We start from the raw sequence: 14,792 nt of genomic DNA, 5'->3' as shown, positions 1-14,792 counted from the left end.
TCAGCCCTCTCCAGCTAGGAGGAGAGAGAACTAAAGTTCTCACTACAAACAAAGTTCTATTTTAGTGGTCATGGCACTACTGGCGTGACCCAGCTAAAATGGTGGAATAGATTTGCTTCGTAGTCAGGGCTTCAGCCCTCTCCAGCTAGGAGGAGAGAGAACTAAAGTTCTCACTACAAACAAAGTCCTATTTTAGTGGTCATGGCACTACTGGCGTGACCCAGCTAAAATGGTGGATTAGATTTGTTTTGTAGTCAGGGCTTCAGCCCTCTTCAGCTAGGAGGAGAGAGAACTAAAGTTCTCACTACAAACAAAGTTCTATTTTAGTGGTCATGGCACTACTGGCGTGACCCAGCTAAAATGGTGGATTAGATTTGTTTTGTAGTCAGGGCTTCAGCCCTCTTCAGCTAGGAGGAGAGAGAACTAAAGTTCTCACTACAAACAAAGTTCTATTTTAGTTGGGTCATGGCACTACAGTCGAATCTATCTTAACTCAACTGATTCACACTTTGCTGCGGTCAGTTAAAATTTCGTACCCATCTGCTGTCACCAATACGGTATGCTCAAACTGAGCGGATAGGGCATTATCGACGGTTACGGCAGTCCAACGATCCGATAAGATACGGGTAAACTTGGAACCTGCATTAATAATCGGTTCAATTGCCAGAGTCATCCCTTCCCGTAACTTTACATTGGGCATTTGTCGAGTACGGAAGTGAAACACAGAGGGTTCTTCGTGCAGATTGCGTCCCACGCCATGACCAGTGAAATCTTCCACCACAAAAAAACTATTGGCATTCACATGGTCTTCGATCGCGCCCGCAATGTCAAGCAGGTAGTTCCCCGCTTTCACCTGTTCGATTCCTTTATACAGTGCGGCTTCTGCCACTTCCATTAACTTGGCGGCGTTGGGTTTAACATTACCCACGGCAATGGTAATACAGGAGTCGCCATGGAAGCCTTCATAGTAAGCCCCGGTGTCAACTTTCAGCAAATCCCCCGCCCGAATCACCTTCTTCCGATTGGGAATTCCATGCACTACTTCGTTGTTGAGACAGGAACAGATTGAAGCCGGGAAACCATAGTATCCTTTAAAGCTGGGCGTTGCTCCCATTTCGCGGATGCGCCTTTCGGCATAAGCATCCAAATCCGCCGTCGTCATCCCCGGTTTAACCTGTTCGGAAATTTCTTTGAGAACGGTAGCGACTATTTTAGATGCCTGCCGCATAATAGTAAGTTCAGACTCGGATTTAATTTCGATGCCCCGACGTTGTTTTTTCGGACGAGACGGCTGAGCGGGTTTAGAAAGCAGGTTACTAAGAATGTTCATGTAAACGATGAAACCGAGAATGGGTTAGCTTGACTTGGAGATCCCCTTGCATATCCCTACCTTGCAGAAAGGCTTGCTGACAAAAAGGAGACGTTCACGTTTGAATTCCCCGATGTTGCCAATTCAATGAGTTTCTTCCAGCTGGGCAAGGGTGATCCGACGGCAAAGTTTTATCTTATCATTTCGTCATACTCGCGGAGCGAGAAGCAAGCTACGTCATACTCGCTCCCGAAAAGAAGCAAGTTCCGTCTTATGCAAGGAGTCACCACAACTGTTAGGTTGTCCTAGATTGTGCCATCATGGTTATTTAAGCTATGATTCTGAGTCTGCGTTAGCGATCCAAAAGCTGTCCCGTCCAGGAATGACCGTTACTATTCCGTTATTGTCCCCGTTCCAAATTATGGTGACAGTTGCAGGTAATGCATCCGGTGCGTTCACGCTTTGTATATATGACACCAAAAAATTATGATTCAATCATTACAAAAAATAATGAATTTCGCTGAATTCATTCAGTGGAAGCCAGAAAACAAACGCTATGAACTGCATGATGGAGCAATTGTTGAAATGCCACAGCCTACAGGTGAACATGAAGATGTTGTGGGATTTTTAGCCGAAAAGCTGACGTTGGAATATGTCCGCCTCAAGCTTCCCTATTCTATCCCGAAAACGGCGCTAATTAAATCAGCCTCAAGTGAATCGGCTTATTCGCCAGATATCTTGTTAATTAATCGTTTGAATTTGATTAATGAACCGTTGTGGAAAAAAGAATCTACTGTGACTCTGGGAAATTCTATTCCTTTAGTCATTGAAGTGGTTAGCAGTAATTGGCGGGATGATTACTACAAAAAACATGGAGAGTACGAAGGGATAGGAATTCCTGAGTATTGGATCGTCGATTATTTGGCTCTGGGCGGTCGTAAATTTATTGGTAATCATAAACAGCCAACGGTATCTATTTACATTTTAGTCGATGGAGAGTACCAAGTCAGTCAATTTCGAGGCAATGACTTGATCCAGTCGGCTGCTTTACCCGACTTAAATTTAACGGCTGAACAAATATTTCAATCTGTCAGTATTTAAATGTACCTGTGTTGATGGAAAGTAGGTTGGTGGAAATAAACTCAACCTTATGAAGTTATGTTAACAAGCCTCAAACCCTGACAAATGAAAAATGACGAATGACGTAGCTTGCTTCTCGCGAAAGCGAGTTCCCTACCATTAACTTTAATTGTCCCCACCTACTAAACTGAAGGCTAAGTGGTGTTGGGAAGTGCGATCGCGTCCATTCATGCCTAAGGTGCAGCGCAGCGGAAACTAAGCTAACATAAACCCATGACATACTGAGTTTAACGTTTCAGGGAACAGGACTCCTCTCAATCCCAAAACTTGTAAAAAAGGACAGATAACCATGGCACCCGTTCAATCTATCCCCCCCAAATATAACGGCTTATATTGTCAATCTCCAGAGGGAAACTCCCTGGTTTTTCCCCTCAAGCATACCGAGGTTGAGGCGAAAATTGCTGGAAACCTGTCACGAGTCGAGGTAACGCAGGGATTTGAGAACCCCTTCAGCCAAACCCTAGAAGCCGTCTATGTCTTCCCCTTACCCGATGAAGCCGCCGTGGATGAAATGGAAATTAAAATCGGCGATCGCATAATTAAAGGAACCATTAAAAAACGCGAAGAAGCCCAGCAAATCTACGAACAAGCCAAACAAGAAGGGCGCACGGCGGGATTACTGGAACAAGAACGCGATAATATCTTTACCCAATCCCTCGCCAATATCAAACCCGGTGAACAAATTGATGTCACGATTCGCTATACCGATAGCTTAAACTTTGAACAAGGGGACTATGAATTCGTCTTTCCCATGGTAGTTGGACCCCGATATATCCCCGGTACAGCTATTGATGATACTGGCGATACCGATGAAGTCCCTGATGCATCACGGATTACGCCGTCTATTGTACCCGAAGGATTGCGATCGGCACATGATATCGGTGTTACGGTGGAAATTGATGCAGGTGTACCGATTCAAAATGTTCATTCCCCCTCTCATCAGTTACAGATAGAAACTGAAGGAGAAATTGTCCGGGTACAACTCGGCGGTGATGATACCATTCCCAATAAAGACTTAATCCTGAGATATCAAGTAGCGGGAAACAATACCCAAGCCACCGTCTTAACCCAAGCCGATGAACGGGGCGGACATTTTGCCCTTTATTTTATCCCCGCCTTAGACTATCGCCCTGATGAAATTTTTCCCAAAGATGTGGTGTTTCTCATGGACACATCCGGTTCTCAACAAGGCGCACCTTTGCACAAATGTCAAGAACTGATGCGGCGCTTTATTCATGGGTTAAATCCTGACGATACATTCACGATTCTTGACTTTTCTAATAGGGTTCGCCATCTCTCCCAAACCCCTCTGGCTAATACACCGGAAAATCGGGAATTAGCCATCAATTATATTAATCAATTACACGCCAGTGGTGCCACCGAAATGCTCAGTGGAATTCGGGCGGCGATTAATGTTCCAGCACCAGAGGGGCGGTTGCGGAGTGTGGTTTTGCTCAGCGATGGATATATTGGCAATGAGAATCGCATTTTAGCCGAAGTTCAGCAGGAACTTAAACCCGGAAATCGGTTATATAGTTTCGGGGCGGGAAGTTCCGTAAACCGCTTTTTACTCAATCGTATTGCTGAAATTGGACGGGGAATTTGCCGGATTATTCGTCATGATGAACCGACGGAAAAAGTCGTTGAAAAGTTTTTCAGGTCAATTAATAGTCCCGTCTTAACCACCATTGAACTCAACTGGAATGGAAGCGGAGAAACCCCAGAGATTTATCCCGCAATCGCCCCCGATTTATTTGCCCAACAGCCTTTAGTGGTATTTGGACGAAAGCGCGATCGCATGGCGGGTGATTTACAGATTAATGGTACTACCGCCGGGGGTGAACGCTATGAACAGACATTTCACCTCAATTTTAGCGAACCCGGAAATCCAGCCATTGCTCAGTTGTGGGGACGGGCGCGGATTAAAGATTTGATGAATCAAATGGTTACCTATGAAACTAAATCGGGAGTTGAGGCAGTAACCGATACGGCATTAACCTATCAACTATTGTGCCAATATACCGCATTTGTTGCCGTTAGTGATGATGTGCGGGTAGAACCCGGAAGCCAATCTATTTCCATGAATGTTCCTGTGGAAATGGCAGAAGATGTTAGTTATCGAGGCGTTTTTGGTACAGCAGCACCTCGTTCAATGTCAATTCAATCAGAACGACAAGCCTATTTAGCCAGTGCGCCAGGTATGTCCCTTGAAAGTCTCTCTCTTGCCGATGCAGCACCCACGGAATTTGGTGGCATGTATTCGATGAAAGCAGATGAGGAGAAAAACCCACCTCTACCGACCTCTTCACCAAAAGGAATGGTCAGTAAAGGTATCGATGCAGTTCAAAAAAACTTACGTCAAAAACCTTCGTCTCCAGCCGCCAAGACTACCCAGTTAGAAGTAGTAAGTGTCACGGGATTGGAGCAAAGTGATACCCTTTCATTGACCGAATATTTGCAACATACGAATTTTCCCGCTAATTTGAGTGGTGAAATCGTCTTCGAGTTTACGCTAAGCAAAGGGCGCGTGGGGCGGATTATGTTAGATGAGGAGGCTTCAACCTTGAAAACAGCAAACGTGATTGAGTTAATTAAGCGAAATTTGATCAAGTGGCGTCCTTCTCAATCGGTTAATAGCACCGTAGTGTTAAGATTGCGAATTCAGTCCTAGGATTTAGCTGAATAGACCGCCAACTGTAGGGGCGCACAGACGTGCGTCCACACATCAGTATCTTGCCCCTTCAAGAAACACAATCGATGATGAATCGAACAATTACTGAAACGATTGCAGCTGAACTTCAGATTTTTCAAACGGTCAATCAAAAAGAGAATTTTCTTTTTGTTATTGGTGCTTTACTGACTAAAGTGATCAGTCTTCAGAAAGCAGCCGAAGTTATGGAAATGGAACCCGAAATGATTTTGCAACTTTTGGAATTAATGGGCATCGAATTTTCATATTTATCAGAGGATGATATCTCTATAGAGAGGAATTGGTGACTTTTGTGAACATTGTTTTGAACTCCTCACCCTTAATTTTTCTGGCTCGTCTAGAGGTTTTAGATAAATTGGCTGAATATCCAGATAATTTTTATCTGCCTAAATCTGTTGCTGATGAAATAGAAGTTAAACAAGATCAGCCGAGAGCTTATATCGCTAGCCTTATTGATTCCGGACAGATAGAAGTGCGAGAAGTAACTCTAGTGTCCCTAGCCACGAGTTTAAATAAACGTTTAGGTAAAGGAGAGTCAGAAGCGATTGCTCTTAGCATTGAACTCCAAGCCGATTATACAATCTTGGATGACTTGGTTGCTCGCCGAGAAGCTATGAGGTTAGGATTGAATGTTAAAGGAACGCTTGCTGTAATTAAAAAACTAAGAGATGAAGGTAAAATAACTATAGATAATTTAGATGATCTATATCAAAAGTTAGTAGAAGTTAAGTTTCGGGTCAAGCGCGGAATTTTCAATGATGTCTTTGCTAGCTGATACCTAACCAAGATCAGATATATATACTAACTCACATCTGTTGCGCTGTGAGCCAGTCTTTGATATTATCGCCAGCACTTTCCGGTTTGAGATACAGAGTACACTCACGAATGTGAGAGTTTTCCCATTAGAACAATCAATCAATTGGATTGATAGATGGTTTGCTAGTCTAAAGCAAATTGAGTATTATTCCAACTGTAAAAATTTATCCAACGCCATCACCATCGCGGGGGGCCAACGGCGGATATTTTCCACCCAATCGATGTCTTTATAGCGCTGATCTAACCCAATAGCAGCCACCCAGTTACTCTCGGCTTCTCCTTGATTCCCGTTAACCCATAAGGCGGCGGTGAGTGCAGCCCGGACATCGGGAAATTGGGGATATTTGCGGATTAGCTTGCGGAGTTCCAGGATAGCCTCTTTTTTCTCGCCAATTTGATAAAGGGCGAGGGCGTGGTTAGCCCGGGCGAAGGCAAAATCCGGGGATAAATCAACGGCTTTCTGGTAATTCGCGATCGCGGCTTCCCATTCTCCCTTTCCGGCGTTAGCGTTTCCCAGGTTGTTGTACGCCATCGCGTCATCGGGGTTAATCTGCAATACCTGCTGATAATCTGCGATCGCATGATCCCATTCTCCCTTTCCTTCATAAGCTGTCCCCCGGTTCAAATACGGATCAGGGGCGTCGGGCGCTAACTGAATCGATTGATTAAAATCTGCGATCGCTTCGTCTAATTTATTCTGACTGACTCTGGCATTTCCCCGATTACTCCAGCCTACGGGATTATTGGGTAACAGTTCAATCAGTTGTGTCCAATACGCTTCAGCCGTGGCAAACTCACCCAGTTGTGTCGCCGTAAACGCTTTTTGCCGCAATTCGTTGAGCCGCTCAATCTGAGCCTGGGTTAAATCAGGGATTTGGGCTTGTGCCATCACTGATGGCGTTATCCACAATCCAGAGCATACCAGCACTAGCACGATACCGAATAAACTGACAATCCAACGTTTCATGAGAATGTTCAAATCACAGAGGCTATTGATCACTGTACAAGCAATTGGCTTCCCTATCTTCCCCATCTTCCAGACGCGCCATGGCACGTCTCTACATTGCTCATCCAGCTCCCTCTGCTTCCCCATCTCCCCCAAACTCCTTTTCACTCTATCTTTACGGATTTCTCACGCACTCTTCACACAGACGCTACTGAAACCAGTCGTCGCCTCCGTAAAAAGGAACATACCCAAATAAATTGATAGTCTTTCTCAACAAACTCTGATTAGTTTAAGACTATTTCCCTGAGGGACATTGGGTAAATTGAATTGAGAAAATGCGAATGAGTTATCAAGAAATCCGCTGGTGGACAATCGCTGTTTTAGAGATTACGATACTGGTGAGTTCGCCGTTCTTAATCCGTATATTTTATCACTTGCCGTAATCTGAAATAACAAGAACCCATTGAAGTTCAGCGTTTAAACTACTGTGTGGACATGCCAAACCACCTTTGGTACAACCCTTGGTATGTCCCATCTTCCATCAACTTTAACAATGTCAAATTAATTGCTTCCCGCCAGAGGCTCCCTGAAGGTAGCGCAATCCCATAATTTTGTTGTTGAAATGTCGGCTCAATCAACTTAACCTTGCCTTGCCCTTCAGATGTCGCATAATTCTGTAGGGCAGGTGCATCATAAACCACAGCATCCACTCGTTCATCCTCTAGAGCTTGATAAGCCTCTGGCAGGGTTTTAAACAAAATGGATGCCATTCGATTATCCCGTAGATACTCTTGAGCCGCACTTTTTTCCACTGTAGCCATTTTAGATTTTAGCATTTTGAATTTACTAAAATCTAAAATCTTTGTTCAACAGAGCGTTAGCTTACCAGCTTTATCCCTCTTACATTAGCGTCCATTAAATAGACTTTACTCAACTTTGCCCCCCTCAAATCAGCACCTCTGAGGTTAACTCGGCTCAATTTGACCCCCCTCAAATCACTACCTCTTAAATCAGCATCCGTTAAATCGGCACCCTTAAGGTCTGCATTTCTCAAATCTGCGCCCCTGAGGTCAGCACCGATTAAATCAGCCGCTAGCAATTCAGCACCCCTGAGTTGGGCGCGGGTCAATTTCGTGTAGCTGAGGTTGGCTAAGCTGAGGTCAGCACCATTGAGATTAGCGCCTCGTAGGTCTGCTTCACTTAAATCAGCACCACTCAGGTCAGTCTTTTCGAGGATAGCACCCCGAAGGTTAGCACCCGTTAGATCCTTGCCACTGAGGTCTTTTCCACTTAGATTAATATTCACAGGCGTTTCCATTGTTTTGTTATACAGTCTTGTCTTTAATTGTTATTCATCCCTAGGGATATATTTCATCAGCCATTTGTCGCAAATGGCTTCAGTAAAATTGCTGAATATTTTGAATCTAGGGAAATTGAGTGGCTGAAGAGGAGAGATTTTAATTAATGAAATCTTAAGGATAAGTAAACCCGCTTAAGCGCCCAACTCAAGTATTAGACGGATTAATAATTTTTTCTAATCACATCAATAAGGAGAGAGTTGGCAGCTTAACGGTAATCGTCACTCTGATGGTTGATCGCTAATTGATACATCTTTGATTTTACGGGACTCCCACCAAATTGAAACTCCTATCCAAGCAATTACCAACAGTAGTACCGCGATGCCAAATTTCGCCATCCAAGAGACTAAGGTTTCTAGGGGAATAATCCGTCCCACAAAGAAGGATAAACTGACCATAACGGATGCCCACACAGCAGCCCCCGCTAGGTTACACAAGAAAAATTGAGAGTAGGGCATTTCTGCAATTCCTGCCATCGGTCCAGCAAAGATGCGTAGGAGTGCCACAAATCGCCCAAAAAACACCGCTCTAGCGGCATTTTCACTAAATTGCCGTTTGACTTCTACAAGCTGGGCTTCTGGAATGCGAAAGAAACGTCCTAATCGCAATAAGAATGACCAACCGCCTATTTTGCCAATCCAATATCCACAATTATCGCCCAGGACGGCTCCAGTAATGGCACTTGCCAGTACAAACCAATAATTGAGTTCACCACTTCCGGCTAAGAAACCACCCACTAGAGTAATGGTTTCGCCAGGGAGGGGAACTCCAGTATTTTCCAAAGCAATGCCAGAGAAAATGACCCAATAGCCGTACTGATGTGCCAGTTCCTGGATTGTCTCCAGTGATAAAAGCTCAAAAGACATCCAGTAAACCCTTTACAAAAATTTATCACCTATCACATTTTCACGTATTGTGGCAAATTGTGTCAACCAGAACAGAACTTACGCCCTACAGTTATCGGTTGAGACAAGGTAGGGGATGAGGTGTAGTGGCATGATACAGTAGGGGCGCAAAGCCTTGCGCCCATTGATTTAACCGTAAAATTGATTCCACTAGTCAACAGCGAAGTGGTTTTGATACAACTGCTTAAGTTGGCACCAACTCACCTGGACGCAGTTTTGCCCATTTGCCCATTTCTTCCTTAAAGCTGTTACATCCCACGACATCCCATTCCATCTCGACAAAATCCGCTTGAGGACGGATGTTGACATTGATGGTTGGTTCAATCGGCTCAAAATCTGGCGTTTCCGTCAGATGGGGTTGCTGATGCTGGGTTTCCACCGCATTATAGGTGATGCATCGGTCTACATAGTGGCAGTTAACGCAAATACACATTGCCCAAACTCCAAGTCCTTTTTGTTAGCCTAACTTAGACCAGCCCTAGATTGACCACTATTTAGATGGATTTTTTGATTTGTCCGATGTCATTTGTCCTTTGTCCCCCAGTATTCGTGACTCACAATGAATTCTGACTTATCTGTTCTGTCTCCTCAAAGGTTTCCCTTCAGTCTAGAGTGGCTACCGCCTCAAGCCTGTTTAGTCGGTGGGGCGGTACGAGATGCCTTGCTGGGACGACAGGCTGACTATTTGGATTTGGACTTTGTGGTTCCCCATGACGCGGTGAAAGTCGCCCGCAAGCTGGCAAGTGATTACCAAGCTGGGTTTGTGGTGCTAGATCAAACGCGACAGATTGCTAGAGTTGTTTTTGATACCGCCACCGTTGATATTGCTCAACAGGAAGGCGAAACCCTAGAGACTGACCTGTATCGACGTGATTTTACCATTAATGCGATCGCATATAATCCTCAGACCCAGCAAATTATTGATCCGTTGCAGGGTGTAGCCGATTGTCATGCTGGAATTATCCGCATGGTATCCCCGGCGAATCTCCAAGATGATCCCTTACGATTACTGCGGGCTTATCGCCAAGCCGCTCAACTGGGTTTTACGATAGAACCCACCACTCAATCCACAATTCGCCAATTGGCTCCCTTACTGGCAAACATGGCAGCTGAACGGGTACAAGTTGAATTAAACTACCTGCTTAAATCTCCCCAAGGAACACCTTGGCTTACCGCTGCTTGCCAGGATCAATTACTTCACCCCTGGTTTCCTGATACGAAGGCTGATAATTTCACCCAAATCGCTGCAACTGACAACGCCGCGATTCTACTGGCTCAAACATGGCAGACATTAGCCAGCCAACTGAAAACCCCAGTCAGTGGTAAATCCTTATCATGGCTGAGTTTAGCCAAATTGGCGAACTTATTACCCTCTGAGGTTGAACCAGCAGAAACCCAACTTTTACGGTTAAAATACAGCCGCGCCGAAATTCGGGCAGTGTTGATTATGATTCAATACTTACCCCAACTTTTATCTCATATCACCTCACCCATGAGCTTAAGAGAGCAGTATTTTTTCTTTCAAGCTGTCGGACCCGTTTTCCCCGCTTTAGCGGTTCTAGCCATTGCCGAAGGGGTATCGGTTGAGTCAATCACTCCCTTAATCAATCGTTATTTAAACCCAGAGGATCAAGTAGCTCATCCGACACCCTTAGTCAAGGGTCATGATTTGATGCAACAGTTAAAGTTACCACCAAGTCCTCAAATTGGCGAGTTACTCACAGAGATTCAAATTGCTAGGATTGAAGGCAAAGTTTCGACTCGTGACGAGGCGTTAGAATTTGCCACTCAGCGACTTTTATAGATTAGGACACGATGGTATCGTGCTTGTAGTAAGGGCTTTAGCCCTATATTCTATAGCAACCGCCACAACGGCTAAGACACTACAGCAGTTTGCTCTGCTATGCGGTACATTGTCGATCCCCCTCGCATCCCCGTGCAATAAAAGCGAAGCATCCTCTGGTTTCCCCCATGGAACAAAAAGCGAAGCATCCTTTGGTCTCCCCCATGGAACAAAATGCGCTGTAAGTTAAATCGGGCGCACGTCGGTGCGCCCCTACAGTGTTTGGATGTAAGCGTTATCCACTATATTAGTTGTGCCACGCCATTTCCCTTGTTTCCTACTTGTTTCCTAACTGACTAACTTTAAACCATGATGCCGTTCGCTATCTTCTTTAACAGCATACTGATTTGACTGTAGCGCCTGTCGCATGGCGATAATCTGTGCCATCATTTGTTCGAGTTGATGGTCTATTTTCTCGACTTCTGAGGTTGTTGGCGATGACGGTTGTGCATCTTGGGCTGGGGTATTACCGAAGACAGCTTGAGTTGATGCTAAGGATGCTGCGAGTGCTTGCATCGAGTTCACTTGAGCGGAGGTAATCGATGGCTCACTAATACCCTGCGGTTCCATCTGCGGCTGCGCTTCAATCACATCTACTGGTGCTGAATTCGCTTGAGACGATATCTGTTCCTCTAATGCAGTTTGTAAAGACACTTCTTCTATCTCTGGAGTGTCTTGCTCCATCGCGTTTACGGGTGCAGGCGTCTGATTGTCTTGATTTACTGTTGTACTGGTTAATTCTGTCGCCTGTTTATCCAACCAATTTTGTAGCCCAGAAGCATCTAACTGAGATTGTGAGCTTCTGATGTTATCGAGCAGTTTTTGCTTTTCGTCTAACGTCTGGGTTAATTGGGCAAGTTTTTGTTCAACAACAGCCGATTTCCGATTTGACTGTTGCCACCCCATCATGGCTAAACTTGTGAGTCCCACACCTGCGCTCAGTAAGCCCGCTACCCCTAGATACTGAGGGGCAAAGTCTTTCAATTCGCCAAAAAAAAGCGGCTCTTCTTGAACTTGAACCGTTACGGGTTTGGAACCGAATAGATTGAGGGGTAGAGTCAAGGTTGCAAATACTGCTGCTGAAAGTGCCACGGGTGTAAGCATGAATTTTATGGCAGTTGCACTGGTTGTCATTGGTAGTTCCCTCTAAAAGTTACCTGCGTTTGTGGTGATACCTAAGGTGTATCAGCTATGTTCAACGGTTTTGCAGATTACCCCTGTTTATCAATTGACGGCTCCCACCCTGAAAGGAGTATGAAGTTGTAGCGCACCTGATCTTAAAGAGCAATTCATTGGAGCCGTTTAAAGTTCATCGGATAGATGAAGACTTTATGTACTTGAGTTGAGTTTGCTCTCTCTTTTATTTAATTTAATATAAATTTCGCTGATTGTATATAAAGCTTTTATGAAGAATTTATTCATTGTATAAATACCCAATGAATTTATTTGCACAGAGAGAAAATTTCATGATGTTTTTTCTGAAACCCGCCCTGACCCAACTGGGCAGGTTTAGTCAGATCTGGGTGAAACAAGAAAGGATAGTAATCAAACCCGCCCCGACAAAACTTATGACTTGATCGGGCAAGGAAAGTTGCCGCAATTGTTGATTTATCTTAACGGCTGCAGCTAATCCCGACTTGATTGCACTTTCAATTAAATTATGCCCACACCAATCGCCACAAGACACAAGGGGTAAGGGTGTGGTTGTCGCCAGACAATCTTGAGGGGCGGAAGTTCTGGGAAAGGCATAGCGCCAGCGATGGATTTGGAACCAATTCGGAGTCTTGAGCCAAGGAACGAGGATTTGAGCCGCGTGAGTGAGTAACTGTTGACCCGCCTCCTGTAAATCGGCAGCCTCTAGATAATGTTGAGCAAATTCAGCTGTACTATGAAACACACAGATTAATGAAGTTGAATTAGACCGTTTGCTGCTATCTAAACCAATCCAAGCTAAAGTATCATCGGGTGAACAGTTGATCGAGCCTGATGTTAATGGCGGTTGCTGGGGGCTGGAATAACCCGCCATGACACTCAAACAGGGGTTAAATTCTACTGCCCGTAGACTCTCTAATAATTTTGAGGGGAACTCTTTTTCTAGGGGTTCCAGCACTGTTAACGCTTGGGGGGCGGGAATCGCCATAACCACGGCGGCGGCGGTTAAGTTGTTGTCAGTTTCCTCAGGTGTATGATAGGTAATCTGCCAGGTTTGTTCAGGGGTAGGCGCGATCGCACAGACGCGACAGGAGAATCGGATATCTAAACCCTGAGCCAGATATTTGGCAATAGCTGTCATACCTGTGGGGGCGACATACCGAGGAGAGGGACATTCAGCCTGATCTTGATTATCCATCCACAGGTGAAGAATGCCGCGATCGCACAATGTCTCAATTAGCTGCTGGGATAACTTGCCCTTCGCCTCTAGAAACGGCACACCATGATCCACAGGGGTTCGGTGAATCCGCCGAGTCGCCACTCGCCCACCAACACCACGAGACTTTTCTAAGACAACAACTCGATACCCAGCTTGGTACAATTGTTGAGCGCAGGTCAGTCCTGCCATACCTGCACCGATAATCGCAATATCAAACACGACAAAATCTCCTGTCCGGTTGATGCTAAGTATACAGGTAGAATAGAGAACAGTAGTGGCTTAGGGGTTGGAGGGAATACCATTGGATGAACTCAGAAGCGCCTTAGAACTGGCAACGGAAGACGAATTACAACAACTGACACAAATTTTGTTCCGTCGTCAGTTTAATCCCCTAGACTATATTCAAACCCCTGAACCCATCGACGTTCAAAGTCAAGATCGGCAGGTGTGGTTGGATACTCTAGAGCAACGGTTTCGCTTTTTAGCTGCCGATGGGATGACTGTGCTTAAGGGACGCACGAATGATTTCACGTACCGACAAGCGTTGATTCAGGTTTGCCGTTACCTGAAGATTCCTTATTCTAAAAAACTATCCACCACGGATCTGGAAGCAGAAATATTTCTTAACCTGATCAGTCGCGCCTGGAAAAAATTACCCCAGGCGGAACAAAAATCGATTACCGTGCGGGTACAGCGCTCATTAGCCCAGTCGAATCAATCCCAACCGTTACCTGCACATATTCAGCACAATCCGATGGATTTGTTGATTAAGGGGGGTTCGGCGTTAGCTGTGTCTTCGATTGTCAAGCCAATTATTCTTAAACAGGTAGCGCGTCAGTTTGCCATCCATTTTGCCCGCTATCAAGTGGCAAAACAAGCAGCGGTTCAGGGAGGTGCAGCAGCGGCGACTCAGTTTCAGAATTACCTGGTGCTGCAAACTGCGAAGCGGGGAATGGCAGCGAATGCAGCGCGTTATGGGGCAACTCGCACTTTATTTGCTTTCGTTGGACCGGTATTGTGGGGCTATTTCTTCGCCGACTTAGGCTGGCGTGCGATCGCGACAAATTATGGTCGGATTATCCCCACTATATTAGCATTAGCCCAAATTCGCCTACTGCGGAGCGAGTGTTGGGAACCGGTGTAGCCTCGTTGTCCGAATTAATGCCAATAGTTTTAGGGGAGTGTTGAGGGCGGGTTGGGTTGATGTTGTTGAGTTAGCGTCTAAACCCGCCCCTACATTATTTGGGGATGGCGGGTTAAATGTGGGTTTTGTTGGGTTGGTTGCGGTGGTGAGGGCGGGTTTTGTTGAGGCGTTAGGGGTTGATGTTGTTGAGTTAGTGTCTAAACCCGCCCCGACATTATTTGGGGATGGCGGGTTAAATGTGGGTTTTGTT

15 protein-coding genes are annotated in these 14,792 nt (G+C 45.3%); 7 read left to right on the top strand and 8 right to left on the bottom strand.

The window, feature by feature from the left end; all coding sequences use genetic code 11:
* Positions 1-502: 502 nt before the first annotated feature.
* Positions 503-1,330, bottom strand: coding sequence for a type I methionyl aminopeptidase (map, locus tag ACLFWI_RS14245; protein ID WP_446410911.1), 828 nt, complete (start codon positions 1,328-1,330; stop codon positions 503-505).
* A 465-nt stretch (positions 1,331-1,795) separates the two neighbouring features.
* On the opposite strand from map, the gene ACLFWI_RS14240 reads away from it, so the two are divergent.
* The 4 genes from ACLFWI_RS14240 to ACLFWI_RS14225 all read left to right on the top strand — a co-directional run bounded on the left by ACLFWI_RS14240 (position 1,796) and on the right by ACLFWI_RS14225 (position 5,934).
* Positions 1,796-2,410 (top strand): Uma2 family endonuclease, encoded by a 615-nt coding sequence (locus tag ACLFWI_RS14240; protein ID WP_446410910.1) that lies wholly within the window; start codon positions 1,796-1,798, stop codon positions 2,408-2,410.
* A 328-nt stretch (positions 2,411-2,738) separates the two neighbouring features.
* Complete coding sequence (locus ACLFWI_RS14235; RefSeq protein WP_446413453.1) at positions 2,739-5,120, top strand: VIT domain-containing protein; 2,382 nt, start codon at positions 2,739-2,741, stop codon at positions 5,118-5,120.
* A gap of 89 nt (positions 5,121-5,209) precedes the next feature.
* Entirely contained in the window at positions 5,210-5,446 is a 237-nt protein-coding gene (locus ACLFWI_RS14230) for a hypothetical protein (RefSeq protein WP_446410053.1), read from the top strand.
* Positions 5,440-5,934, top strand: coding sequence for a DUF3368 domain-containing protein (locus tag ACLFWI_RS14225; RefSeq protein ID WP_446410050.1), 495 nt, complete (start codon positions 5,440-5,442; stop codon positions 5,932-5,934). The genes ACLFWI_RS14230 and ACLFWI_RS14225 overlap by 7 nt, the downstream gene beginning before the upstream one ends.
* Positions 5,935-6,120: 186 nt before the next feature.
* Here ACLFWI_RS14225 and ACLFWI_RS14220 read toward each other — a convergent pair whose 3' ends face one another.
* The 5 genes from ACLFWI_RS14220 to ACLFWI_RS14200 all read right to left on the bottom strand — a co-directional run bounded on the left by ACLFWI_RS14220 (position 6,121) and on the right by ACLFWI_RS14200 (position 9,617).
* Complete coding sequence (locus ACLFWI_RS14220; protein ID WP_446413455.1) at positions 6,121-6,942, bottom strand: tetratricopeptide repeat protein; 822 nt, start codon at positions 6,940-6,942, stop codon at positions 6,121-6,123.
* Between the two features lie 461 nt (positions 6,943-7,403).
* Entirely contained in the window at positions 7,404-7,757 is a 354-nt protein-coding gene (locus ACLFWI_RS14215) for a hypothetical protein (protein WP_446410049.1), read from the bottom strand.
* Positions 7,758-7,798: 41 nt separating this feature from the next.
* A complete protein-coding gene (locus ACLFWI_RS14210) occupies positions 7,799-8,239 on the bottom strand; it encodes a pentapeptide repeat-containing protein (RefSeq protein ID WP_446413452.1) in 441 nt (146 codons plus the stop codon).
* 261 nt (positions 8,240-8,500) lie between these two features.
* Positions 8,501-9,145: a DedA family protein gene (locus ACLFWI_RS14205; RefSeq protein ID WP_446410047.1), complete on the bottom strand. Its 645-nt coding sequence runs from the start codon at positions 9,143-9,145 to the stop codon at positions 8,501-8,503.
* A gap of 223 nt (positions 9,146-9,368) precedes the next feature.
* Positions 9,369-9,617 carry a Ycf34 family protein gene (locus ACLFWI_RS14200; RefSeq protein WP_446388261.1) on the bottom strand — a complete coding sequence of 83 codons (249 nt, stop codon included), beginning with the start codon at positions 9,615-9,617 and terminating at the stop codon, positions 9,369-9,371.
* Positions 9,618-9,743: 126 nt separating this feature from the next.
* On the opposite strand from ACLFWI_RS14200, the gene ACLFWI_RS14195 reads away from it, so the two are divergent.
* Entirely contained in the window at positions 9,744-10,988 is a 1,245-nt protein-coding gene (locus tag ACLFWI_RS14195) for a CCA tRNA nucleotidyltransferase (protein ID WP_446413451.1), read from the top strand.
* Positions 10,989-11,315: 327 nt separating this feature from the next.
* Here ACLFWI_RS14195 and ACLFWI_RS14190 read toward each other — a convergent pair whose 3' ends face one another.
* Together ACLFWI_RS14190 and ACLFWI_RS14185 are read right to left on the bottom strand one after the other, a co-directional pair.
* Positions 11,316-12,161: a hypothetical protein gene (locus ACLFWI_RS14190; RefSeq protein ID WP_446413450.1), complete on the bottom strand. Its 846-nt coding sequence runs from the start codon at positions 12,159-12,161 to the stop codon at positions 11,316-11,318.
* Positions 12,162-12,540: 379 nt separating this feature from the next.
* Complete coding sequence (locus ACLFWI_RS14185; RefSeq protein ID WP_446413454.1) at positions 12,541-13,641, bottom strand: NAD(P)/FAD-dependent oxidoreductase; 1,101 nt, start codon at positions 13,639-13,641, stop codon at positions 12,541-12,543.
* Positions 13,642-13,699: 58 nt separating this feature from the next.
* On the opposite strand from ACLFWI_RS14185, the gene ACLFWI_RS14180 reads away from it, so the two are divergent.
* Positions 13,700-14,542: a YaaW family protein gene (locus ACLFWI_RS14180; protein ID WP_446413449.1), complete on the top strand. Its 843-nt coding sequence runs from the start codon at positions 13,700-13,702 to the stop codon at positions 14,540-14,542.
* A 37-nt stretch (positions 14,543-14,579) separates the two neighbouring features.
* Positions 14,580-14,792, top strand: a 213-nt coding sequence (locus ACLFWI_RS14175; RefSeq protein ID WP_446413448.1) for a hypothetical protein, incomplete at its 3' end; no start/stop codon positions are given.

Origin of the sequence: Coleofasciculus sp. (assembly GCF_046539235.1) — a bacterium.
Classification (GTDB): Bacteria; Cyanobacteriota; Cyanobacteriia; order Cyanobacteriales; family Coleofasciculaceae; genus Coleofasciculus.
This window is presented reverse-complemented; position numbering and strand designations above follow the sequence as displayed.